Origin of the sequence: Faecalibacillus faecis, assembly GCF_003024675.1 — a bacterium.
Classification (GTDB): Bacteria; Bacillota_I; Bacilli_A; order Erysipelotrichales; family Coprobacillaceae; genus Faecalibacillus; species Faecalibacillus faecis.
This window is the reverse complement of sequence record NZ_PYLP01000017.1, coordinates 24,496-47,359: the sequence shown is the minus strand read 5'-3', so window position 1 is coordinate 47,359 and position 22,864 is coordinate 24,496. Positions and strand designations below refer to the sequence as shown.

Genomic DNA, 22,864 nt, shown 5'->3' with positions numbered 1-22,864 from the left:
AAACTCAATACTTCCAAAGCTAAAAATGATTTTGATGCTCTTATCAAATTCAGAAAACTATATTCTGATTTCCTTTTTTCATTTTCTTTATCTTCTATTGAATGCACCTGTGGCAGTCATAACTGGCATATGCATTCTTCCTATTCTCGCTGCTATGATTTTCTTGGAAGAAAAATCAAAGTTTCCATTCAGCGTATTATTTGTGCCGCATGCGGCAAGACTCATGCTCTGCTTATTGGAAAACATGAAAAAATATGCAGTGATTGTAGATGAAGATTATCAGGCGTTTAATGAAAACTGTAATATAACGCTAGATGAAATTGATTTAAAAATACAGGCCCTAAACAAAGAGTTGGAAGGCATAAAGAATATAGCTTTGAAAAACTATGATATCCTAGATAAACTTTTCGAACTCAGACATGTAGATTTTTAGGAAATATAAAACCATGAGGTGTCTCATTTGAGATTTGCCTCATGGTTGTTCATTAGTTCTATTTCAAAAATATCATGTTATTTCATAAAGCCAAAAATATAGACCATTCAAACAGATTGAAGAAAGACTCAATCGTACATATAAGCAAAATTATTATGGAACTAACGGCTATGACAAAATAGAAGGTGCCAACAGTTACATTCCCTATTTGCTCTCTTTTTCATAAATTTTATTTTAGTATTTTAGGTTAGCTACCTAAAGAACCCCTAACTTTCAACAGAGTTTTCTTAATCAGCCTTAAAGTTGTCCCCTAAATAATTTGGCTTATCCTCTAAATTATTTGGTTACCCTTTCTTTTATCTATTTTTTCTTTCTTAATTTTAGTAGTAACAATAAAATCAAAAGTGCAACGACTATCAAGATTTTTGGATAGATTAGCTCTTTTTTTTCAACAATCAGTTTTCCATTAATATTTTTTTTATTTCCTTTTTCCTTTTTTTGTTTACTGCCATCTTGTAAAACGCTTGTTTCATCTTCATTTGAAGAAGTTTTATCTTCTGAAGATGTTGTTTTATTAGCATCGGTATCTTTTTTTGTTGCTTCATTTACTGATGATTTTTGATTCGTTTTATTTGCTGAAATAATTTCTTTTTTTGTCTCCTTTTTACTTAAACTATCATCTGAACTAACCTTATTTTGTTTACTTATGTTTTTCTCATCACTATTTTTATGAGAATCATTTGGTTTAGTGGTTGTATTTGATTTATTCGTATCATTTTTTGAATCATTGTCTTTAGATGTATCTGAACTATTAGAACCGTTACCCGTATTGGAATTGTTTTCTTTCTTGTCTGTTGTAAAAACAGTTTGTACATCATCTAAATTAATCTTTTGATTTTTTGAAGTAGCTCCTGTTAATTTAGTTACTTTTACCGTTGTATCCCCTGCAACATTTTTCTTAACTTTAAATGTAAAGCATACTGCATCAACTGATTCATTAATGGTTTTAGAATTGATCAATAAAATAAATTTTCCGTTATTTTCATTATACTCTGGTGTTTTTAATTTTTTTGATACCTGTTTTACTTTAACAAGTTCTAATTTATTTTGATCATAATCAATTTTACCAGAGAAAGCATCTAACCCATTTTCTACTTTGGGAAGATTCAGTGTTACTTCTACTGAATCTTCTTTTTCATTTAAATTTAAATGAGGTTTATCCAATGCGTAAATCATTGAAAAATGAGAAGATAGTATTAATACAAAAGTTGTTATAACTGAGATAATTTTTCTTTTCATCTTTTTCTCCTTCTTTTACCACTAATTAAGTGTTTTCTTGTTCATTATTGAAAGATCGACAATATCAATTTCACCATCATCATTCATATTCGATGCCATTGATTCTATTTCATTTTGAATCAAAGTACGATCTAACAAGTGATTAATTAAAAGAGTTAGATCTAATTGATTATGAAAACTATCACCATTAATATCTCCAGTTACAACTAATGTATAACTTCTATCATTATCAAGAACAAGAATTGTTCCTGTTGAAATTATATCAACTTCTTGACCATTTTTAATAAGTTTGAATTGTTTCGCATTTGTATTTAATTTTGATTTTAATTCTTCTAATGAAGTATTTGCATCAATATTTTTAATTACATCATCTTTAACAACATAATCATCTGATTTAACATATAAATCATCGTCCACCTCAGTATCTTTAGCTGTAATCCATGTTACTTTTGCGGTAACATAACCAATATTACCTGCTTCATCTTGAATCATGAAAGTAAATTCGCCATTTTTTGTAAAAGTATGACTACCATCTTCATCACCATTAAGCACTTTTACATTTTCTTTTGAAAAATCTTTTAAAGTTGCTTTCACCGCAAATTCTGTTTTTTCTGTAATATCATATTCTACTGTTGCAGTTGGAACTTCTTTATCGATCCATGAAACTTTGGCTTCGATTGTTTTTTCCTTATTATTTAAATCTTTATAAGTGAATGTATGTTCACCATTTTTATCAAATGTATATGTACTTTCACCAACAGCTTTAAATCCTGAAGGAAGTTGTAAAGTCGCTACAACATCTTTATTAGTAAGTGAAGTTACTGAATATTCGACACTAGGATCCTTATAAACTTTTGTGGTGTCTTCATAATAATTAAAACGAGTTCCACTTACATATTTATTTGGTCCTTCGTTGTTTCCATAAGTTTCCGTTGCTTCGATTTTCACAAATTTTGCTGGAAGAGATTCATCTAAAACAAGTTCTTTTCTGGCGGTGTTATTTGCCATATTTGTTTTTTCTCCCGCTAAGGTCCATTCTTGCCCATCTAGACTAACATAAACCTTTGCTGATTTGATTCTTCCATTTAATCCCGCAGGATCATAGGAAATTTGTGATAAATATTTTACTTCATTAAAGCTTACGACATAGGTTTTATCTTTAGCAACTTGTCCCCACGTTGTATGCCATGTTGTAAATGGACTGGCATCGATCATATTTTTTGCAGCATATCCACTTTGAGAACTTCCAGAAGATACGTAAGAAATATCTTTAACGTAAACATATTTTTTCTCTTTATCGTTATTTTCAGTAAAGTTATATTCTGTACTATCTCCACTTAAATACACCCCATGTGCTCTGTATCGAGCAAGCACTTTTTGATTTCCTGTAATTCTCGTATCACTATCAAAAGCCTTCCATGTTTTTCCATTGTCTATACTATATTCTAAAAATTCTATTTTTCCAACAAAGGAATCTTCATCATCATTCATCGCAAGTGTTTTTGAAGAAATATTTTCACCTTTTAAAATATCAATCGTAAATATTTGATTTGATCCTGATATTTTAACTTGGATATCATTATCAGCAGTAATACTTTCGATTTGTTTTTTAGATAAAACTATTTTATGTTCTAATGAGGTTTCCCAAGTATTTCCCCCATCCAAACTATATTGGACTTGGAAATCATAATCATCATATTTTGAATTCATAACGATCTTACCCGCATTTTCTCCATCAAAAGAGAATGAAGCTAAATCGACTTTGTCACTGCCTAGGAGTGCACGGGCAATTTCTCTACATGCTCCTGATTGTAATACCTCATCATCTGTCGCATTTAAAGCTTTATTCAAAGCTTCTGTTTTTAACATATCAACTTCTAGTGTATCTTCTCTATTCAAATAAGGATTAATCACTCTTAATAAATCTGTCATAGCCATTGGATAGTAGGTATATGTTGAAATCACTCTTTTAGCGAATTCTAACCAATTTGCACTTGTTACTTGATCACCTTTTTGTTTATAAAGATTAAGTATTGCTTCAAAACTGTCTAAATTGATATCTAAAACTTCTAGTGCTTTATTATAAACTTCTTCTTTTATTGTTGCACTTTCATAAGAATTAGCAATTAAGTTATAATAAAGTGATTTTTGATAAGCTTCATAGTTATTTAAAGCAGCTTGTCCTAATAATTGATATCCACCGTTATTTCCTACATCCGATTTCACTCCATTACCTAGATCAACCTTTAATCCCATATGTGGACGTGTAAATGATTTATTATTCCAATTTAATAATAAACGTGTTCCATTTCCACCATACCATTTTGACGAACTTTGTCCCCAACCAAAAATATTGTTTCCAATACTCCAGATACCTTTACCATCACTATTTTGTGAATAAGTAAAATAAGATTCATGAGCTGGTTGATAGATACCTACTGTTGGTATTCCATAAACACGATTTAAGTTTTGTCCTAATCTTGAAATATTCCAACAAATACCTCCAGCTTCCATAACCATCCATGTTCTTGATGTCTTTGTTCCATCACTATTTAATCCATAAGGAATGTTATATTTACTTAATTGATACTTCGTATCATATGTTTCTTTATTGTTTGCATCATAAAATTTATCTTGAGCATAGTTTGGTGAAACATAACGCATATAATTATAAGGGTTTAGAGCTTTATTGAGATCCGTTCCATGACGTGATTGTGAGTAATGTCTTAACCAATAGATTTCATCATTACTAATAGAATCATTCATTACCATTCGAATAAGTTCCATGTTGTATGTACTAAATTCATCTTTTCTAGCAAACAGACCTGAATCGTATAGATCTTTTATAATTTCATATCTTTTTAAAGCATCATAAGAATTCGGTTGCATATTGAAACTCAACGGTGAACCGTTTTTATCTGTGCTATAAGCAATTGCTAAGGCAATCATCATCTTTTTATAAACATCACCTTGTGTTTGATCATTAAGATCATCTTTGTGCTTACTATATAATTCTTTTAATAGACTAACACATTTTAAAGAATCTCCTACATTTCCAGTTTCAATAAATAGTTGTAAGTTTTTTTGGTCATTAAAAATCCATTTAATAGCTTCTTTAGCTTCACCAGTATCATCGTCTTTGATACTGTTTTGTAAATTCCAATAACCCATGCGATTGACAAATTCTCTTTTTAATACTGTATCGAAATGATTATTATAGTTTTCTTCTACTGTATTTTTAGAAAGAATTTCATCATAGTAAGATACCTTTTTAATATCATCAAAAAGTTCTGATGAAAGATCATAGTTTTCTTTTACAATTCGCGAATCTGCATAAACAGCATGATCTACTGCATTTGAGCCATTTTTATCTGCATATAATCTTAAATATTTATAATCTTTAATATTTAAATCTACATCTAAGGCATTGTCTTTTGAAGTTACTGTATTTGATTTATAAAGTTCATCCCAATTTGTTCCATCCTTTGAAGCAGAAATTCTAAACCAAACTTCTCCTAGACCATTTTTAGAAGCATCGACTCCCATTTTAGAAACAAATCGGGTATATGTACCTGAAAAACCAGAAACATCATAGGTAAGTTGTGAAGAAGCATGCGCTCCCATACCTTTATTGAAATAGATCCTTGTTCCATCAACAAGTAAACTGATTTGTCCATTTTCAATATTCTTGTCTTTTTTGATTTCTCCCCATCCTGCATAAGACCAATTATTTTCTGTAATATAATCTAAATCAGAAAGATATTTATAGTCTTCGCTTTCGTGAGCAGCCATAACAACGATATTTTCTTCATCTTTTGAAGAGTCCTGAGCACTGTTATCTTCGTCTTTACCAGTGTTTTCATCCATCACTAAGCTTTCATTCGTCGTTTCTTGTCCACCATTTTCTACTGCATAGGAAGAAACTGGACATACCATTTGAAACAACACAACTAAACCTAAAATACTACTTATTATTTTCTTTGATTTTTTTCTCATGCATTTATCTCCTTTACCGAAAGCAAATAAACTTATAAACTTAAGTTTATCTGTCTCATAAATCTATAAAAAATACTCTTTGTCGATTGTATTGTCTGTTGCTTTACATAAAGGTTTCATTACCATTAATAAAAACAGGTACAGATCATATAAAAACCTACTTTTCTCTAGTTCAGTTAAATTCTTATCAACATAGATATTTTTTTCTACTAAGGTGTGTTCTCTATATTTTTAATATTCCTTCTTTATTTTACAATTATTTATTAAATTAACAAGACAATGATTTGTTATTGTTTCACTTTCTATATGCACTCCGATTCATTATCTTCTATCTAACAAACAGCATTTATATTTCTTACAAAATAAGTAGGAATTCAATAAAAATTGTATATAAATTTGTATATGCAAAATATTTAATTTATTGTTTACTTTGACACCTACCTATATATTTGAGAACACGTGAAATGATTTAAAAAAAATGGTAAGTTTCTATGAAAAAAACTGATACAATCAATAATCTCTATTATTAATTTTATTGTAAAGTGTACCCCCCTGTCAAGAATGATTCTTTTTGTATCAGCAATGAAGAGTAAATTTTTAATTTTAAGCATTTTTTATTGTGATTTATAATAATCTCTTCAACTTTTATGATATGACATATTCAATGTCCTTTTTTTGTTCAAAAAGTACCTACGAATTTTTTATCTTTTTTCACACTTTTCAAGGTAGTCATGTTATAATATCTACAGGGATATTCTGCTTAAATGAAACGACGTGGATATATCCAATACATCGCTTGCACTTAGGGGTTGTGTCCTAAGTGCTTCTTTTATTCTTTGCGATATTTTATGTATCGTTTCAAATATTCCTATGTTCCTTTCATGCATCTCCATCAGCTGCATGATTATATGTGCAATCGTCAGTAAGATAAAGTGTCCTTTTACTGCATTTTCATGATAGCTGTATGCATGTTCCATATTATAGTATTCTGCTACGCTTTGTGCACGACCTTCTTTATATGTGACGATATATTTCCAATTCTTTTCTTTTATTTCTTTCAACATTGGCTCACTAAAATAAAGTGCATCTCCTGAAACACATATTTCCATTCTTTTAAAATGGTTTTATTCTTTTCATCAATCTTTTAGCTGCTTCATGTTCACAGTCCTGTTTGCCATATTTCAAACCTTCGTTTTCTATCGGCTCAAATTCTATTGGTATGACTATATTGTCCCTTTCAATGACAGCTACCAGCATCATCGTATAATATCTTGGACCATCTGCATGTTCTTTCTATATACTGCTCTCTATTTTTTTGTTTTTAAATGAAAATATTTCCACTCCATCTATTATCATATGATAATACCTGTTGTTTATTTTAAATCCATCAAAAAATTTTTCTTCATCAACTCTCTCAGCATTTCTCGAAGTATGTGTCTTAATTGATCAATGCTGACCTCTTCAAGATAACTGTTTATCGTATCACCATGAGGAACTTCTTCCAGTTCATCGCCAAAAAGTAATCTGCTTGTTTGAATGCCATGATCATTATTGAGTTCTCTTGTAATTTCCCTCATGCTTTTAAAATGATAGCAGTAGCTCAATATTCTAAAGAAAAGAATTTCTTCTTGTGTATAGGTTATATAGCTTTTGTGTCTTGGATCACTTACTGAAGAAAGCAACTTATTGAAATTTGGAAAATAGTGCTTGATAATTTTTAGAAGTTCCTTAAAAGCTCTGTAATTCTTTTCTGTGAGTCGTTTACTTTTTCTAGTTTCATAGTCATCAGCTCCCTATTTTTTTATTTTCTAAAAAAATAAATAATCATCTGAAACATTATTAAAACAAATTAATTTATTATTCATTTTTTTATCTACAAAATCTTTTACTGAATGAATCATAAATGCCTCCTTATTATATAAATGAAAAAAAGAATTATAAAATTTGATTCGGAATTGTTACGTTTTTCATTTGGGAGAATGAATTTTATTTTTGATCAAAAGTTATAATTCTTTAAACTACTTAGAATTAAGTTACCAATTTATAAAAGTACGTATTTATGTGTGCATAAAATATAATGATTAAGCATGTATAGAAATGATTTACAGTAAAATTATCTTTTTTATGAGGTTTTAATATTTTTTGGGAAGTTATTATTAAAATGAAAATACCTAATATCATATTCTCATAGATACACCCTATTATTTCTTTTATAAATTTATTCATTCTACTTAAATTCTTTTTTTACAACTACTCAATATTAAATAAGAATTGTTATTTAAACACTTAATGTTTATTAGAGAATGCTACCTGTCTATAAATTTAAGAGCTAGGATCATTAAATGGATTATAATATCTATAATTGTGCAATGTACCAAAATTGATTTTTATCTAGATATCTTTAACAATAATCTTATTTTTAACTTTTAGAATATTAACTTATAAGTCTACCCTCTATCTAAGATTAACAAGCGATTTATAATATTAAGTTTTATAGAGTGGTAGCTTTTTAGATTGCTATTAAAATCTAAAAGCTTTCATTATTTTGTGTTGTATCACCTCCCATAAATATTTTTAATGAATAAGGTTTATATGTAATAGAAATTTAAAGAAGTATTAAAAAACGAGCTTGTACCTATTCATTAATAATTAACTGCTTTAGATAGCAAACTGAACCGATTAAGTTTAGCTTACCTAAGCTACAATAAATGCTATAATATTTTGAATACATCTATTTATAACTTGATGGTATGATAGCATACAATTTTATGCATTTTTTCCCATATTTTTTATTTATCTATTTAATTTTTTGAGAATACCAAAATAAACAGTCCCTCTCAAATTTTAATATAGAAATTATTGCAAGAAGAATATATTAAATCCTTTTGACTTTATAAACATATTCAATATTTTGGTAAAGTGGACTTATTCAACGTATTGAATGGACTTTTCTAGCGTAACATTCAACTCAGCAAGTCTATGTTCTCAATTTATTAGTACAGGATAGCTTAGTAAACTTTTGTATAAGTGCTTTAGCTGATATCTAATAACCAAAACTTTTAGATGGTCAGGTTCATCGTAATGATCGATCAACCCCATCGGAATAAGTGATCAATTAGAGTGGAATAATCATTTATCAATTATTTTCTTTTCACTTTCAATAAGAAAAAAGTTTTTATTTCCACAATTAATAATAAATCTCTATTTTTCAATAACTATTAAAAAATTATATCTTACTTAAGATATAATTTTAATTTTAAAGATAAAAAATTCTTCATCCTGCAATGCTTTATATTCTATATTGTAATTATTCAGAATATTACTTACAATATATAAACCTAATCCATTACTATTTTCCTTATTTAAATCAAATTTAACATCAAATATTTCATCCATATTCGAAATTTTATTGTTACCGTATGAATTTTCTATATATAACCAATCATTAACCATCCCAATATTAATTACCCCATTTACATCAGTATATTTTACCGCATTACTAATCAAATTAGATAAAATAATCTTTAAAGCTGTTTTTCCTATATAAACATTCTCATCTAATATATAATTATTGACAGTTATTTTCTTTTGATGTGCTAATATTTCATACTTTTTTAATACATCTTCTAATGTATCATTTATTTTCAAATATTCTTCATCATTATTCAAATTTTCTATAGAATGAACTGATAATATTTGAGAAATATTTTTTGTTAAACTATCAACGATTTCAATGCATTCATTAATATAAATATCTTTTTCTTTATATTTTCCAATATTGTATTTCATGTTTTCCAGTATTATTTTAAGACTAGCAAGAGGAGTTTTAAGTTCATGGGATGCACCTTTAAAAAAGTCATATTTTAACTTTTCTAATTTTAAAATTTCTTTATTTTTAAATTCTAAATCGTCAATTGTTCTTAATAAAGTAGAATACAAATCATTAATTTGTTGTTTTAATTCTCCAACTTCATCATTAGAGCTAACTTTTAGACGTATTTTTTTATCAAGTTTCATCATTTTATCAGTAACAATTTGTATTTCTTGTATATTGTTTTTTATTAATTTTGCATAAATTAAAGAAATAATAGAAGAAAATAAAATTGATACTAACAAAGAATATGGTAAAAATTTAAGACTTAAATCTTTTGCATCTTTTTGCATATCGGCTGTAGAGACAAATTGTAGATATGTTTTTTTACCATTATTAAGCTTTATTTCTCTTTCTTCAATTATCAAAGAATTACTATTACTTTCTAAATTAGCATCTATATTATCTTTGATTTTTATTTCATTATTATTATTATTTCTTTCTTTTATAAATGCCTTTATTTCGCTACTTTTAGAATAAAGTTCCAAGGTTTGTTCTATATATTTTATTTCTTTTCCATTCATAATATTAGAAATTTCATTTGCTTTACTATAGACCTCTTCTTTTCTGGTCTCCAAATATGTTTTAGGAAAAATAAAGAAAACTAATAAATGAACTAATATAATTATTATTCCAAGAACAGAAAATATTTGTATGAACATTTTGGGAAATATCTTTAATTTTTTCATTTTCTCATTTTATCTCCAATTTATATCCCACATTTCTTATAGTGGTTATGCAGTCTAATTTTAATTTTTTTCTAAGTTCTTTTATGTATACGTCTATTACTCGATCGTAAGGAATTTCTTCGCTATCTTTCCATACATAATCAATAATTTGCATTCTAGTTAATACTTGTCCATTATTATCCAATAGACACTTTAATACATCTAGTTCTTTTGCATTTACATCTATTTCTTCATCATTTATTTTAGCTGTATAGCTATTAAAGTTAACCGATAAATCCTTATATTCAAACTTCTCTAAATGTCCATAATTCTTCTTAATCAAAGAATCTATTCTAACCTTTAAGACTGGCAATGAAAATGGCTTTTCTACATATCCATCTGCTAAATTAGTAAATGCATCAATTTTATATTCTTCATCACTAAATGCAGTCAAGATTAGAATTGGTAAATTGCTTTTCTTTCTAATTTCTTTCAACACTTCTAAACCATTTATAAAAGGTATCTGAATGTCTAAGATAACCAAATTTATAGCGCTATTAAATTTTGACAAAGCTTCTATTCCATCTTTAGCTTGAATAACAGTATATCCAAATTCCAAAAGATATTCACTTATTCCCTCTCTGATCATATTATCATCTTCAACAATTAATATTTTCATATATACCTCCACTTAAATCTATACACTTATATTATACAGAATATTATTTGATATTTAAAAGTCAAAAAAATTTCGGTGCTAGAAAGCACCGGTTTTATTTTATGTCATGATATTTGAAACTGCTTTTCAAAATCTTGCGGTTTTAATAACTAAAACTAAAAGCGAGCCTTTTCTGTTATATGAAGTTTGCTCTTTTTCATAATAATAACTAACGCTAATGGATTAGCTGTTTACAATTTATAAGTTATGGGATATTAAAGAATTAGATATAGTTATTTTTAATTTTTCTCTTTTCATTAAGTCTTTTCTTATTTATCTTTGTCATAGTCATTTTTCTATTCTTAAGCTTATTAAATGTATTTTTAAATCAATTACTTATTTGAATTTTAATTAAAGAATATTATTATTAGTTGTCAGCTATTCTTTTAATACACTAATTTTTGAGTAGGTTTACCGTTTATTGTGTTACCAATGTTAAGTAAAAAATATCTGGACTATGGCAAGACATCAATAATAGAGCATATAAAAACATGAGGTCTCCTCCATAGAAAAAACCTCGTGTAATCTAATTAGCTTCGTTTTAAAAATATCATGTTATTTCATAAAGTCAAAGCACCAAAACTTTTAATTATTATCAATTAATAATTCTTTTGGGTTTTTTCTTAATGTATGGAGTGAAGAAACAATCAATGAAACAAGCAATACTAAACTCATAAATATAACTACATAAATTATAAACTTAGGTACTACATTTATATCTAAACTTGATAATGTCTTATTAAATCCTTCAGCTTCTGCCCCACCCCCTAATTGGCTAGATGCAGATTGTCGAGCTATTTGTTTAGCTATATCACCAGTAACCTTATTCAATATATTATTTCCAAGTTTGCTAGCTGTGTATTGAGCTAAGAAATAAGAACCAACGAATGCGGGGATTGATATAAATATCATCTCAATTAGGAATTGACCAAAAATTTCTAATTTTGATATACCTAATGATAGTAATACCGCTATTTCTTTCTTTCTAGCATTCATCCATAAGAATAGTAATAATGAAACTACAACTCCTGCAAAAATTAATGAACCTACAAATAATTTATTTGAAATTGAGTAGATACCTGATATAGATTGTTGTAATGCAGGGTAATTTGATGAACTTTTAATCAAATTATATTCTCTCCAATTTATATCTAATTTCCCAAGATCTTTTATCACACTATCAAGATTCTTATCACCTTTTACAAAGAATGTTGCATCTTGATATACAGCTGTATCTTCTGTATTACCATAAACTTTAGCGGCCGTATCAATATCAGTGATTAATGTATTTTCGTATAGTTCCTGTGCTGCACTTACTCCACCACTATTATGCCCATCGAATAGACCTTTAATTTCTACTTCTACTGTTTCATCTGCACCTTTTTCATTATCAGCGTCAAATAAATTAGATTTTAATTTTATCTTATCTCCAACTTTAAGATTATTTTTTTTAGCTAAATCTTTATGCATTAATATTTTATTTTTATCTTCATTTTCTAAATGCTTTCCTTCTACTAATTTATATGCTTCTGATACAAATTTTGTTTCTTTTGATGAGTCATTAACCCCAGTTAACATAACTGTTCTTTTGAAATTTTTCGCTCTTTCAGGAGATTGATTCGCAAGAGTCTCTTGAGTTTCAATAATATCATAATCGACTAAATCCGCAACACTATTTATTCTTTTTACATAGGAGTCTATACTATCTGTTTGAGATATCTTTTTAATATCTTCACCTTTTACATTTCCCCCACCTCTAGGTGTTCCTGGATTTACTTGTCTATTTATCTCCATAGAAAAACTATTTGTTATATTAGCCAATGTGCCTTTTGAAGCTCTGTCCGTAGCATCTTTAATAGATAAACTAATAAAACTTAAAACTGACATAGATAAAATTACTAACATAATAATTAATGATTTTAAGCTTTTTCTAGTTACATAAGCAAATGCATTTTTTATCATTATTCAACCTCCAAATTCATTTTATTTACTTTTTTCAAATTTTTACCACTTAGTTCTAAAATGATATCCGCAGAATCTGCTACTTCCTTACTATGTGTTACAACTATTACACATTTATTTTTGTCTTTAGCCAACGTCTTTAATATAGCAATTATTTCTCCAGCAGTAACACTGTCTAAATTACCAGTAGGTTCATCAGCTAGTATTATTGGCGCATTTGATACCAATGCTCTAGCAATAGCTACTCTTTGTTGCTGTCCACCAGATAATTTCATAACATTTCTTTTTATTTGTTTTTTATCTAAACCCAGTTCAAACAAGATACTTTCATCTGCTGATTTGTTTACTAATCTAATATTTTCAATCGGTGTTAAATAATCTATTAAATTGTAGTTTTGAAATACTAAAGATATATTATTTTTTCTATGATTGTTATATCCTTTCTTTTGTATATCTTCATTATTAAACAATATTTTTCCTGTTTTAGGTTTATCAAGTCCAGCAAGTAAGGAAAGAAGTGTAGTTTTTCCTGTTCCTGACTTTCCTACTATCGCATAAAACTTCCCAAGTTCAAATTTTTGATTTACTTCTGACAAAATTTTTTCTTTAGAATTTACATAATTATATGCCACATTCTTTATTTCTAATATATCCATTATTTTCTCCTAACTTATTTTTGATAATATTTCTTTAGGCTTCTTGATTAATATTAATGAAGAAGCAAATACAACTGATAAAACAATAATACTTATTAATATTAAATAACTTTGTCCAAGTGCTCCTATATTTAACATAAAACCACTATTATTTATTAAACTTCCACCGGAAATTATTGAATCCTCTGAGTTAATGAATCCATCTACAATTACTTTTAGTAACACATTTCCTAAAAGTAAGGAAGATATTATACTTGGCATCGATATGAATATTAACTCGAGTATAAATTGCATTATAATTTGCATCTTAGATGTTCCAATAGATAAAAATATACCTATTTCATAAATTCTTTCTCTTAACCATAGAACCAAGATTAATGAAAGAACAATCATTCCTCCTAACATAATAGAATAAGTCATTACTTTTATTATATGTTTTATTCCACTTACTGACTCTAAAGACTCCTCAAATACATTAGAATCTTTTTCAATGGAATACATTGATTCATCAATTTTAAGCTCTTTCAACTTATTTAAGACTAAGTCTGTAGATTCTAAACTACCAGAATACATTAAAATTTTATTTGCAATTTTATTATTTTCTAAGTTATTTAATATCTCTTGGCTTGTTGAATAATCCACAAAAACCATATTTTCACTAAAATCAGAAGATAGACCTGTATATGTTTCCTGTTTTTTACCAGAAAATATTCCTATAATTTCAAATTTATGACTCTTTATTTTTCCACTTTTTTCAGTATCTAGTAATTCAAGATCAACTTCATCACCTAATTTTAGATTGTTTTGTTTAGCGAATTCTTCATGAACAATAATTGAGTTTTTATCATTTTTCTCTATATTTTTACCTTCTTTAATTGTAAATACTTCACTATTAAATAAAATGTTTCTTTTAGTATTATTTGTAGCTTCGAGTGAAACAACATTCTTAAATTCATCAGATAAATCTTCTCTATTTATTTTTTGCTCTCCACTAACTACTTTAGCACCTTTTAGTTTTGCTAATCCATCATATTGAATTATTATTTCTTCAATTTCTTTTAATTTTTCAATATCCTTAAATTGATTAACATTAAAATATTTACCATCTTTTTTTGTTATTGATATTGAAGAATTAGAACTTTCATATAAAGTCTTTTCTATTTCATTGCTTGATTTCATTATTGTTAAACAAGAATACAAACAAGAAAGAACTATTGTTAAAATAACAAAAATAATAAATGTTCTATTTTTTTTTCTTGTAATGTATGCTATTGCATTTTTTATCACTTTTCTAATACGCTCCTCTCTTTTTTTATTCCACAACTAAATGTATCCACAGGACAAACATTTTTGTATCGTCCACATCTGATACATTCTAGATGATTGCAATTTTCAACTGGATCTATATTCATTTGGCAAACTTTTTCACATTCTGCACTTTTCTTCGTCTAGTCTATATCTGAATACTGAAATTGGGCTAATAACTGAATAAATAGCTCCCAAAGTCCAAGCATACCTATTGGACTAATAAGCTTACAAAAATATCAACTAAAAATAGAGGAAGTATTATTACAAATACAATCAATATTATATATTTCAATTTTCTCAAATTCTTATCAAACTTAAATGTCTCAATTTTTTTAATTCTATCCAATTCCAACACACTCCAAGCAAATTCTTATTACCTTCTCCAATTCAACTCTAGTCGCTCCATGACTATATCCATAGTAAGTCATAGTCATATTAATAAAGACAATTACTCCCTTGTTTTCACCATTATCTGTAACAACACTAACAATATTAAAACACTTAATTTTTATTTTGTTCTAAACCTCAACTAAATTTGGAATCTCTTTTACACAAACTTTACGCTAAATTGTAAATACGTTTACCATACTTCTCAAAATATTTACTTGTAAAATCCTAACCATTTATGTCTTTTGGTAATAGTTTACGTAAATTCCTAACTGATTATTTTTTAAATGCTTCTGTATTTTCTAAATCAGTTTTTTCTGATAGAACAAAACCATTTTTAGGACGTTCTTTTTTTTCTATAATTTGAATCTCAGTTTTTTTAAATTCATTTAGAAGGTTAATTTCAGATCCACTGTTTGTGCTAAAATAGCAATCGTATTTTCCATCACTTGAAACTCCTATTTTAGTATGAGTATCACATTTTGTCAATTTAGATATTTTTTCTTCTGATGTATTTTTTTCAAATATACCAATAGTTCCAATTCTTTTAAGCCCATTTTCCCATTTTTCATAACCACCTTCCTTTTTATTAACAACTGCTTTTTTTTGCTCTTTAGTCATTTTATTAAAAGTTAAAAAAGCATATTTTAATTCCTTATCTATAGGACTTTGATCATCTAACATCGCTATCTTTTTATCATTCATATACTTTTTAAATTTATTTGAAAGTTTAAATTTAAGACCTAAATATTCATAAACATATTCTTTTTTTGTTTTTAAAGTATAATCTGATGGCTTAAATGTTTCATTTTTATCCTTTTCTTTAGTTGACATACCCTTCTCTTTAGAACTTATTGATTGTCCTTCTTTAATTTTATTGCTTTCATTACTTTTTTTACACCCAACTGTACTTAAGCTCAAACATAACGTAAGTAATAGGAATGCACCTCTTGATACTTTTTTTTCCATAATTCTTTCCTCCTTTATTCCTTTATTTTTTAAACAATAGCCGTTCATAACTACTTTCAATAATATTATACACATCATTTATGAAACGTTGATGAAACGTTGATGAAATATAATTTTATATTTTTCCAAACTATAGTATGATAATATAAATCTCGCAAAGTTCAAACTTACAAATCTTCTTATAATCCTGTATGTGCAAATAAGGATGAATGTTCTCACAATCACGTGTGTTCCGGTTGTCCTGCTTTGCAGAGACAGATCTCCTGGTGCCTGCAATGGCTGTTCCAAATATAACCATTGCCGCTATGACAAGTTTAGATATTCTGCCGATTTGGCCCACAAAGAATATAGAAAAGAACTTGTTGATGCTAGAATCGGTATCAATATGACCTACGAAGAGCTTAAAGCTTTAGCGAATGTTGTTGTCCTTCTCATCAAGGCCGGACAGTCTCCCTATCAGGTCATTACAAATCATCCCGAATTAAACATTTCAGAAAAAACTCTCTATAACTACATTGAAAATGGTAGCTTTAGAGAATTTGGTCTTCTTGGTGTTGATTTGAGAATCAAAACAAAAAGAAGAATTACGAAAAAAGCTTCAAACAAATGCAAAAAAAGAGAAGACAGAAAATATCTTAAAGGACGTACATATGATGACTTCATCAACTATGTAAATGAAAACGACAATCTCAGCATTGTCGAAATGGTACCGTCTATAATAACGGGTCTACCGATCCCTTTATACAAACATTTAAATTTCGGTCTTACTCTTTCATGTTTATTATATATCATGAAGAAAAAACATCAAAACCATGCTAAAAGGACTTGATCTTTTGGAAACAATTTTAGGAAAAAATTTATTTTACAAAGAAGTTGAAGTCTTAAAAACGAATCGTGGCAGTGAATTTATAGATGCAGATGGTTTTGAAAAAGAAGAAGATGGTTCAAGAAGAACTTGTGTCTTCTATTGTGATCCTATGGCATCCGGTCAAAAAGGAAGTTTAGAAAAAAAGCATAAGAAAATCCGTTATATTTGTCCTAAAGAAACAGATTTGAAAAAACTGGGATTGAACTGTCAAGAAAAAGCGAATCTCATGGTTTCACATATCAACTCTCAGTCAAAAGAAAATCTAAAGGCAAAATCACCTTTAGAAATGATGGAGTTTTTGAATTCTGAACTTTATAAAAGATTCATTGAATATGGAATTGAAAAAATCGAAAGAGATCAAATTGTTTTAAAACCCTACTTATTAAAAGATAAAAAATAAAATCATTCAGAGAATGTATGAAACAAGGTAGCAGATTGACAATCCAACGTATTATCCAAGTGGAATTTAGTCTTACACCTCGAAAAAAATGATGAAATTCCATAGCTTTAATGTGCTCAAAAATAGTTTCAGTTTCTACTAATCTCGCTATTTTTTACATTTGAAAAACTTAATTCAACCTATAAAATAAAAAGAATATCAGGAAAAGCTCCTAATATCCTTATGATTTCTACTTTATGAAAGACTTAATTCTACTTTTATTTTTTCTTTTTTTAAAGTGGAATTTAACTTTTCACTTTTACCAAAATAAAAAGTACATAATTAAATGTACTTCATACCTAACTTTAAATGCGCTGCAGGTGGGAAGGGTGCATGTTTATTTAAAGTTATAATTAAGATAGTGTATAGTAATAATAAAAAAAGGCGTTGCTAAATATTTATATCTAGCAACTTAATATTATCATACTTCAATAAATATCTTTCACATTTTTTTGATTATAATATTTTAATTTTTGAGAATTTAATTACTACTGTAGATAAAAAGAACTCAATTCAATTGAGCCCTTCTATAATTCAATAATTCTATTATTTTCCAAAATATCTATCTAATAAACCTTTTAATGCTTTACCATGTCTAGCTTCATCTCTAGCCATTTCATGAACAGTATCATGAATTGCATCTAAATTATTCTTTTTAGCACATGTAGCAAGTTCAACTTTACCAGCAGTAGCTCCAAATTCACAATCAACACGCCAAGCTAAATTATCTTTAGTTGTTGCTTTCATATTTGGTTCTAAATCTTCTCCTAACATTTCAGCAAATTTAGCTGCATGTTCTGCTTCTTCATAAGCAGCTTTTTCCCAATATAATCCAATTTCAGGATAACCTTCTCTATGAGCAATTCTTGCCATACATAAATACATACCAACTTCTGAACATTCACCTTCAAAGTTAGCTTTTAATTGATCAAAGATATATTTTTTATCTTCATCACTGATATCAGGATTATTTTTTACAGTTTTAGCATAGATTCCATATTCATGTTCTGCTGCTAATTTCATTTCACCTTTTACTTCTTCAAACATGTCAGCCCCTACATGACATACTGGACATTCAGCTGGTGCTGCATCTCCTTCATAAACATATCCACATACTTTACATACAAATTTAGCCATATTTCTTTTCTCCTTTTCTATAATTCCTTATTAGGAATGATTACTATTTAATTATAGCATATTATTTTCTTATGTCAATGGTTTTAAACTCATAATTTGTATCTTTCTTTATTATAATACAAAAAAGATGCTTAAGCATCTCTTGATTGAATTAATAAAATATTTCCACTATTTTCAATAATAGCATATTCACCTTTGACTTCATTAGAAACACAAAGAGGATCTTCTCTTTTTAAAAGATAATGATCTAAAGTATATTCTGCTTGTTTAATAGATAAACTACTTTCATTCAAGGCAAATAAAGAAAAATAATAATAATCCTTATTTTCTATATGATAAATACCTGGTTTTAATAATTGAATACAGTTTTGTTGGTCAATGACTTTTAACTTTATATCTTGATATTTTTCTAATAAACACATGACCGCAAAAAAATGATCGAGACGTCCTCCTGTTACACCATAGATTTCAATTTCATCATAGCCTTTTGATAAAAGATAATCAATAGCAGCATGAGTATCTGTCACATCTTTTCTTTCTGGTAAAATTTGAATATTTAAATTTTCTAATGTCTGTCTATTTTGTAAGGAATCAAAATCACCGATGGCAAACTTTGGTGTAATTCCTTGTTTCAATAATTCTTCCACACCATGATCCACCCCAATATATTCTCTGTCTTGAGGAAGTATCATCTTTTCTAAATGTGTGGCACATAACGCTATTTTCATTTTAAAGAAGCAATCCTTTGTGAACAATCTTCACTATTAAAAACATAGCTTCCTGCAACAAGAACATCAACACCTGCTTCTTTACATTGTTTTCCTGTTGTTTCGTTGATTCCACCATCAACTTCAATGAGATAATTGTAATTATTATCCTTTCTTCTTGAAGCTAAATCTTTGATTTTATCTAAGGCAATTTCTTTAAAGGATTGTCCACCAAAGCCTGGTTCAACAGACATAACTAAAACAACATCTAGTAAGGCTAAATAATCATTGATGGCATCAACGGGTGTGTTTGGTTTAATACTGATTCCTACTTGAACATTTTGTTCTTTGATATGAGAAATAAGTTGAAGTGTTTCTTCTTTGTTTTCCATAGCTTCTATATGGAAAACAATAAGATTTGCCCCACTTTTAATAAATTCATCGCAATATTTTTGTGGCTCACTAATCATTAAATGAACATCTAAAAATAAGTTTGTAACTTTTGAGACATCTTTTAAAATACTATATCCAAAAGAAATATTTGGAACAAAATGACCATCCATAACATCATAATGAAGCCAATCAGCTTGTCCTTTTTCTATTTTTTCAATATCTTCTTTTAAATGTGCAAAATTTGCGGATAACACTGAGGGTGCAACTTTAACCATATTTTTTCTCCTTTTTTTCTTTTAATTCTTTAAGCATTATTAAATAATGTTCATAACGTTCTTTAGAAATCTTTCCTTGTTCAACAGCTTCTTTTACAGCACAATGAGGTTCACTATCATGGAGACAACCTCTAAACTTGCAATCATAAGCAAGTTCATCAAAATCATGATAAGCTCTCGCTGCTTCTGTTGGTTCCATTTCTAATTCTAATGATGAAAACCCAGGTGTATCGCCTACATAACCATCATACATCTTTAAAAGTTCAACATGTCGCGTCGTATGTTTTCCTCTTCCTAAAGCTTTGGAAATTTGATTTGTTTCTAGATTAAGTGAAATATCTAAAGCATTCAATAAACTTGATTTACCGACACCACTTTGTCCTGTAATCACAGTTACCTTATCTTTAAAGATATCTTTAATTTCTTCAATTCCTTTTCCTTGTTTAGAACTTGTTTCAATAACTTTATATCCTGCATTTCTATATTCATCAATATACTGGTGAATATGATCATCACTTTCAAGATCCATTTTTGAAATCACAATAATTGGTTCAATATCATAATATTCTATCAACAATAGAAACTTATCTAAAAGTGTTGTTGAAAAATCTGGTTCTTTTCTTGAAAATACCAGTAATGCTTGATCTACGTTGGCAACAGGTGGTCTTTTCAAAACGTTTTTTCTTTCAAGAATCTTCAAAAGATAACCGTCATCGTGACTTCCACTTTGAAATTCCACAAAATCTCCAACAACTGGTTTTATATCTTCTTTTCTAAATTTTCCACGAGCTCTACATTGATGAATGGTTTTTCCATCATCAATGTAATAAAAACCCGCAAGTGCTTTTATAATTCTTCCTTTTTCATCAGTCTTCATAATAGTAAATTGTAATTTCCGTTTGTTTTTTTGTAACTGTTGTTCCTGCATCAATACTTTGTTTATAAACAGCACCGATGTATCTTTCATCACCGCTACCATCTTCTGGGAATTGTTCCCCAACCATTGAAACAACAAAACCTAAGTTTGTAAGATTTGTCTTAGCACTATCTGGCGATAAACCAATAACCGATGGTACTGTTTGACTATAACCTGTTGAAACAGTTAAAGTAATATTTCTATTTTTTTCTGATGGGTCTACTTTATAACCACTAGCAAGATTTTGATCAATAACTGTACCACTATCTTCATCAGAACTTTGTTCACGTTTTGTGACATTAAATCCTAATGCTTTTAACTTACTTTCCGCTTCTTCATATTTCATTCCTACATAATTTTCTAAAATAACATAAGAACCTTTAGAAACTGTAAGTGTAATTGAACGACTTTTATCAGTAGGATCTTGTTTATAACCTTCATCTAAACTTTGCTCAATAACTGTTCCTGCTTCTTCATCAGAAACTTCATATTTTTCATCAACGGTAAATCCATATTGATTTTCTAAAACATCTTTAGCATCTTCATAAGACATTCCCACATAATTATCTAAGACAATATATTTACCTTTAGATACTGTAATTGTAACAACATCTCCTTTTTTTATAGAAGAACCTTTTTTAGGATCTGTTTTGGTAATAAGACCTTTTTTATAAGTATCCGATAATTCCTTATAAACCATATCTTCATTAATCGTTACACCATAATCTTCTAATAATGTTTTTGCCTCTTTTTGAGTCATACCAACAAGATCAGGCATGACACTTGCATCAGTTTTACCAGGTGATAAGAATACAAAATAGAAAATCAATCCTAAAACAACGACAACGCCTGCCACAATTCCAGCAATAATTTTTGGATCTAATTTCTTTTTCGGTGCTGATGCTTTTTTAGGTTTTCGCGTACTTCTTTCTTCAACAACTTCTTCCTTTGGTTCCTCTTCATTATTATCAAAGATTTGACGAGGATTAACGACAATTGTTGGATCACTTTCACCGTCATGATTAAAAACAAGTTTTTCTTCATCGCCACGAGAAAGACATGTTTGAAGATCTTCTAACATCTCACTGGCATTTTTATAACGATCATTTAAATTTTTAGCAGTTGCTTTGATAACAATATTTTCTACTGATTGAGGAATAGAAGGATTAAATTCTCTTAATGAAGGTAATTCTTCTTGCATATGTTTTAAAGCAATATTTACTGGAGATTCACCATTAAAAGGAACTTGTCCTCTTAATAATTCATAAAAAACAATTCCTAACGCATAAATATCACTTTGAACTGTTGCTTTTTCACCACGTGCAAGTTCAGGTGCTAAATAATGAAGAGAACCCATAATCACATCTGTTTGAGTAAATTGTGTTAAAGATTGAATAGAAGCAATCCCAAAATCCGCAATTTTTGCTGTTCCTGAATCTGTAACTAAAATATTTTGAGGCTTTAAATCACGATGAATAATTCCCATTTGATGTGCTCTTGCTGTTCCTGATAGAACTTGTTTCATAATATCAATAGCTTCCATGACATGAAGAGCCCCACGTTTAGCAATCAATTCTTTTAAAGTACGTCCTGGAACATATTCCATAACAATGTAATATTGATCATTATCTTCTCCAACATCATAGATTTCAACAATATTTTTATGAGACAAAGCCGCAGCTGCACTCGCTTCTCTTTGGAATCTTGCAATATAAACAGGATCTTTAGCAAGCGAAGTTCTTAAAATCTTAATCGCAATTGTACGATTTAAAATCGTATCATTTGCAAGATAAACATCTGCCATTCCACCTCTACCAATAACATCTAATAATTCATAACGTTCTGCAATGATTTTATTCATC

At 28.3% G+C, this 22,864-nt stretch carries 19 protein-coding genes; 3 read left to right on the top strand and 16 right to left on the bottom strand.

Going from position 1 to position 22,864, the window contains the following annotated elements:
* Nucleotides 1–109: 109 nt before the first annotated feature.
* Nucleotides 110–433 carry a hypothetical protein gene (locus C7U55_RS13460; protein ID WP_146139623.1) on the top strand — a complete coding sequence of 108 codons (324 nt, stop codon included), beginning with the start codon at nucleotides 110–112 and terminating at the stop codon, nucleotides 431–433.
* Between the two features lie 360 nt (nucleotides 434–793).
* Here the strand turns inward: C7U55_RS13460 and C7U55_RS10975 are convergent, their stop codons facing one another.
* The 11 genes from C7U55_RS10975 to C7U55_RS10925 form a co-directional block, all read right to left on the bottom strand.
* On the bottom strand, nucleotides 794–1,732 hold the full coding sequence (locus C7U55_RS10975) for a hypothetical protein (protein WP_106988595.1): 939 nt from the start codon (nucleotides 1,730–1,732) through the stop codon (nucleotides 794–796).
* 21 nt (nucleotides 1,733–1,753) lie between these two features.
* Entirely contained in the window at nucleotides 1,754–5,728 is a 3,975-nt protein-coding gene (locus C7U55_RS10970; RefSeq protein WP_162297443.1) for an NPCBM/NEW2 domain-containing protein, read from the bottom strand.
* Nucleotides 5,729–6,471: 743 nt separating this feature from the next.
* Nucleotides 6,472–6,792 carry a hypothetical protein gene (locus C7U55_RS10965; protein ID WP_106988594.1) on the bottom strand — a complete coding sequence of 107 codons (321 nt, stop codon included), beginning with the start codon at nucleotides 6,790–6,792 and terminating at the stop codon, nucleotides 6,472–6,474.
* Between the two features lie 309 nt (nucleotides 6,793–7,101).
* Nucleotides 7,102–7,410 (bottom strand): transposase family protein, encoded by a 309-nt coding sequence (locus C7U55_RS14275; RefSeq protein ID WP_162297442.1) that lies wholly within the window; start codon nucleotides 7,408–7,410, stop codon nucleotides 7,102–7,104.
* Between the two features lie 1,555 nt (nucleotides 7,411–8,965).
* The gene (locus C7U55_RS10955; RefSeq protein WP_106988592.1) at nucleotides 8,966–10,288 is read right to left on the bottom strand and encodes a sensor histidine kinase; all 1,323 of its coding nucleotides are present in this window, start codon (nucleotides 10,286–10,288) and stop codon (nucleotides 8,966–8,968) included.
* A 4-nt stretch (nucleotides 10,289–10,292) separates the two neighbouring features.
* The gene (locus C7U55_RS10950; RefSeq protein WP_106988591.1) at nucleotides 10,293–10,946 is read right to left on the bottom strand and encodes a response regulator transcription factor; all 654 of its coding nucleotides are present in this window, start codon (nucleotides 10,944–10,946) and stop codon (nucleotides 10,293–10,295) included.
* A 624-nt stretch (nucleotides 10,947–11,570) separates the two neighbouring features.
* Nucleotides 11,571–12,947, bottom strand: coding sequence for an ABC transporter permease (locus C7U55_RS10945; protein WP_106988590.1), 1,377 nt, complete (start codon nucleotides 12,945–12,947; stop codon nucleotides 11,571–11,573).
* Complete coding sequence (locus tag C7U55_RS10940; RefSeq protein WP_106988589.1) at nucleotides 12,947–13,603, bottom strand: ABC transporter ATP-binding protein; 657 nt, start codon at nucleotides 13,601–13,603, stop codon at nucleotides 12,947–12,949. The genes C7U55_RS10945 and C7U55_RS10940 overlap by 1 nt, the downstream gene beginning before the upstream one ends.
* A gap of 9 nt (nucleotides 13,604–13,612) precedes the next feature.
* Nucleotides 13,613–14,890, bottom strand: coding sequence for an ABC transporter permease (locus tag C7U55_RS10935; protein ID WP_106988588.1), 1,278 nt, complete (start codon nucleotides 14,888–14,890; stop codon nucleotides 13,613–13,615).
* 359 nt (nucleotides 14,891–15,249) lie between these two features.
* Complete coding sequence (locus tag C7U55_RS14180; RefSeq protein WP_431834333.1) at nucleotides 15,250–15,351, bottom strand: CD1871A family CXXC motif-containing protein; 102 nt, start codon at nucleotides 15,349–15,351, stop codon at nucleotides 15,250–15,252.
* Between the two features lie 223 nt (nucleotides 15,352–15,574).
* Nucleotides 15,575–16,267, bottom strand: coding sequence for a hypothetical protein (locus tag C7U55_RS10925; RefSeq protein ID WP_239985200.1), 693 nt, complete (start codon nucleotides 16,265–16,267; stop codon nucleotides 15,575–15,577).
* A 205-nt stretch (nucleotides 16,268–16,472) separates the two neighbouring features.
* Between C7U55_RS10925 and C7U55_RS14020 the strand changes: the two genes are divergently transcribed.
* Both C7U55_RS14020 and C7U55_RS14015 read left to right on the top strand, forming a co-directional pair.
* Nucleotides 16,473–17,096, top strand: coding sequence for a hypothetical protein (locus C7U55_RS14020; RefSeq protein WP_106988587.1), 624 nt, complete (start codon nucleotides 16,473–16,475; stop codon nucleotides 17,094–17,096).
* 4 nt (nucleotides 17,097–17,100) lie between these two features.
* The gene (locus C7U55_RS14015) at nucleotides 17,101–17,535 is read left to right on the top strand and encodes a transposase (RefSeq protein ID WP_239985199.1); all 435 of its coding nucleotides are present in this window, start codon (nucleotides 17,101–17,103) and stop codon (nucleotides 17,533–17,535) included.
* Between the two features lie 585 nt (nucleotides 17,536–18,120).
* Here the strand turns inward: C7U55_RS14015 and C7U55_RS10910 are convergent.
* From C7U55_RS10910 to pknB, 5 genes are all read right to left on the bottom strand, one after another.
* Nucleotides 18,121–18,711, bottom strand: coding sequence for a rubredoxin-like domain-containing protein (locus C7U55_RS10910; RefSeq protein WP_022000839.1), 591 nt, complete (start codon nucleotides 18,709–18,711; stop codon nucleotides 18,121–18,123).
* Between the two features lie 131 nt (nucleotides 18,712–18,842).
* Nucleotides 18,843–19,439: a thiamine diphosphokinase gene (locus C7U55_RS10905; protein ID WP_106988585.1), complete on the bottom strand. Its 597-nt coding sequence runs from the start codon at nucleotides 19,437–19,439 to the stop codon at nucleotides 18,843–18,845.
* On the bottom strand, nucleotides 19,436–20,086 hold the full coding sequence (rpe, locus tag C7U55_RS10900) for a ribulose-phosphate 3-epimerase (protein WP_106988584.1): 651 nt from the start codon (nucleotides 20,084–20,086) through the stop codon (nucleotides 19,436–19,438). Before rpe ends, C7U55_RS10905 begins: the two co-directional genes overlap by 4 nt.
* Nucleotides 20,079–20,963, bottom strand: a complete 885-nt coding sequence (gene rsgA / locus C7U55_RS10895; RefSeq protein WP_106988583.1) for a ribosome small subunit-dependent GTPase A — start codon at nucleotides 20,961–20,963, stop codon at nucleotides 20,079–20,081. Before rsgA ends, rpe begins: the two co-directional genes overlap by 8 nt.
* Nucleotides 20,953–22,863 (bottom strand): Stk1 family PASTA domain-containing Ser/Thr kinase, encoded by a 1,911-nt coding sequence (gene pknB / locus C7U55_RS10890; protein ID WP_106988582.1) that lies wholly within the window; start codon nucleotides 22,861–22,863, stop codon nucleotides 20,953–20,955. Before pknB ends, rsgA begins: the two co-directional genes overlap by 11 nt.
* Between the last annotated feature and the right edge of the window lies 1 nt (nucleotide 22,864).

Bases quoted from the DNA above. Each gene is read 5' to 3' on its own strand.
- C7U55_RS10975 (WP_106988595.1), bottom strand. From the start codon at position 1,732: ATGAAAAGAAAAATTATCTCAGTTATAACAACTTTTGTATTAATACTA.
- C7U55_RS10970 (WP_162297443.1), bottom strand. From the start codon at position 5,728: ATGAGAAAAAAATCAAAGAAAATAATAAGTAGTATTTTAGGTTTAGTT.
- C7U55_RS10965 (WP_106988594.1), bottom strand. From the start codon at position 6,792: ATGTTGAAAGAAATAAAAGAAAAGAATTGGAAATATATCGTCACATAT.
- C7U55_RS10955 (WP_106988592.1), bottom strand. From the start codon at position 10,288: ATGAAAAAATTAAAGATATTTCCCAAAATGTTCATACAAATATTTTCT.
- C7U55_RS10950 (WP_106988591.1), bottom strand. From the start codon at position 10,946: ATGAAAATATTAATTGTTGAAGATGATAATATGATCAGAGAGGGAATA.
- C7U55_RS10945 (WP_106988590.1), bottom strand. From the start codon at position 12,947: ATGATAAAAAATGCATTTGCTTATGTAACTAGAAAAAGCTTAAAATCA.
- C7U55_RS10940 (WP_106988589.1), bottom strand. From the start codon at position 13,603: ATGGATATATTAGAAATAAAGAATGTGGCATATAATTATGTAAATTCT.
- C7U55_RS10925 (WP_239985200.1), bottom strand. From the start codon at position 16,267: ATGGAAAAAAAAGTATCAAGAGGTGCATTCCTATTACTTACGTTATGT.
- C7U55_RS14020 (WP_106988587.1), top strand. From the start codon at position 16,473: ATGAATGTTCTCACAATCACGTGTGTTCCGGTTGTCCTGCTTTGCAGA.
- C7U55_RS10910 (WP_022000839.1), bottom strand. From the start codon at position 18,711: ATGGCTAAATTTGTATGTAAAGTATGTGGATATGTTTATGAAGGAGAT.
- C7U55_RS10905 (WP_106988585.1), bottom strand. From the start codon at position 19,439: ATGAAAATAGCGTTATGTGCCACACATTTAGAAAAGATGATACTTCCT.
- rpe (WP_106988584.1), bottom strand. From the start codon at position 20,086: ATGGTTAAAGTTGCACCCTCAGTGTTATCCGCAAATTTTGCACATTTA.
- rsgA (WP_106988583.1), bottom strand. From the start codon at position 20,963: ATGAAGACTGATGAAAAAGGAAGAATTATAAAAGCACTTGCGGGTTTT.
- pknB (WP_106988582.1), bottom strand. From the start codon at position 22,863: ATGAATAAAATCATTGCAGAACGTTATGAATTATTAGATGTTATTGGT.